Source organism: Candidatus Streptomyces philanthi (genome assembly GCF_059553635.1).
Map to the genome: position 1 here is coordinate 1 of NZ_JCANQV010000544.1, position 1,874 is coordinate 1,874.

At 77.0% G+C, this 1,874-nt stretch carries 2 protein-coding genes; both read right to left on the reverse strand.

Annotated features, from left to right (window positions below; all coding sequences use genetic code 11):
* Positions 1-1,299: M14 family metallopeptidase (locus AC51EU_RS30035; RefSeq protein WP_496270249.1), on the reverse strand; the 1,299-nt coding region annotated here is incomplete at its 3' end.
* Between the two features lie 37 nt (positions 1,300-1,336).
* Positions 1,337-1,874, reverse strand: a 538-nt coding sequence (locus AC51EU_RS30040; protein ID WP_496270250.1) for a CocE/NonD family hydrolase C-terminal non-catalytic domain-containing protein, incomplete at its 5' end; no start/stop codon positions are given.

Sequence of the window (1,874 nt, forward strand, 5' to 3'; positions counted from 1 at the left end):
TCCCCCATCGCAGTGGTGTAGGGGTGTCGCGTCCGTGAGAGGGGAGGCGGCCCGTCCGTCGAGCAGCAGCGGTACCAGGGCGCGGGCCGGCTGGCGGAGCGGGACGACGGCGCCGCCGCGGTCCGCGCGGACCGTCACGCCGTGCAGTGCCAGGGTCCCGGCGACGGCCGCGTAGCGGGCCGCGTCGAGGCGGTAGGCGCACGGTGGCGGGGCCAGGACCCGGTCGGCGGGCGGGCGTTCGTTGTCGGCGCCGCCGAGGTACACCGGTCCCCGGTCGGTGAGTCCGGCGCGGCGGGCGGCGGCGGTGGTCCCGGTGATGCGGGAGCGCTCCTCGCGGAGGTAGGTGAACACGCCGTCTAGGGCGGCGCGCTGCGAGCGGACCCGGCGGCGGTTGTTGCGGGCCGGGTCGGCCTGTTCGGCGGGGGTGAGGGCGTCCACACGGGTCTCGACGAGTTCGCCGATCGCGCCCTTGATGCCCGCGGTGTTGCGCAGGATGCGTTCCCGCCCGTCGCCGGCGACCTGCTTGAGCGGGGCTCCGGTGACGGGGTCGGTCCAGATGCCGTAGACGCCGGTGCTGTAGCCGGCGCGGCGGACGGCGGGGCCGGTGAAGCGTTCGGCGAGGGTGACGGACGCGCGGTGCACGGCGGGGGCGGTATTGAGGTTGCGCGGCCACAGGGAGAGCAGGTCCTTGCTGTAGTACGGCTCGGTGGGGCCGTACTCGTGCAGGTCGACGACGACATCGGGGTGCCGGTCGCGCAGGACGCGGGCGACCGCGCGGGCCTCGGGGGTGGCGAGGGCGAGGTGGTCGCGGTTGATGTCGGTGCCGGTGGTGTTGCCCCGGGTGCCGGCCGCGCGGCCGTCGGGGTTGGCGGTGGGGACGACGAGCACGCTGGTGTGGTCCAGGAGGTGACGGGTCGTACGGTCCCGGGCACGGGCGAGGTCGCGGACGGTGGTCAGGCATGCCTCGCGTCCGGCGGGTTCGTCGCCGTGCTGGGAGCAGAGCAGCAGGACGGTGACGGTGCCGGGGCGGGCCCGCGCGCCGAGGCGGACGAGTCGGAGGGGGCGGCCCTGGGCGGTGGTGCCGATCCGGTCGACGCGGACCCGGCCGGGCCCTGCGGCGACGGCGGTGAGGAAGGCGCTCTCCTCGCCCTCGGTGGTCCAGCGGGCGCCGCGGGTGGTCTCGAAGCCGGTGCGGGGCGCGGCGTCGGCGGCCGGGCTGCCGGGGACGGCCGCGGTGAGCGCGAGGGTCAGGCCCGTGGCGAGGGCGACGAACAGGGGTCTGCGGGAGCGGGGTCGCACGGTGTTGCCTCCCTGGGGCGGGGTCGGGGCGTGCCGGTCAGCTGCCGAGGGCCTTGGCGAGGGCCGCGCGGCCGCCGGTCACCGGGAGGGTGGCGGAGGTACGGGTGAGGTCGGCGGTGAGGGTGGGCCGGGTGGACGGCGGTCCGGTCAGTCCGTGGTCGGTGCCGCCGACGAGGAGGGCGAGGCGGTGGCCCGCGGGCACGATGTGGTCGCTGGCGGCCAGGTCCAGGGTGAGGGTGTACGGGGTGCCGGGGACGAGGGGGCGGCCCTTGCGGGGGTCCGCGTAGTGGCCGAGGTCGGCCCAGCCGCGGCTGAGGACGGTGTGGGTGACCTCGCGGGTGTCGGCCGCGGTCTCCTTGTAGCAGCCGGTGTCCTGGGGGATGCCCTGGCCCCAGCAGGTGCGGTGGCCGAGGGTGGTGATGCCTTCCCCGGGGCCGTCGTAGGCGCGGACGGTGTCCGGGCCGAGGTCGGCGAGGACGGCCGAGAGGTGGGCGGTGGGGGTGGTGGGGGTGACGGTGAGGGTCACCGTACCGGAGCCGGAGAGCCGCAGCGGCGCGGCGAGCGGCGGGGTGCGG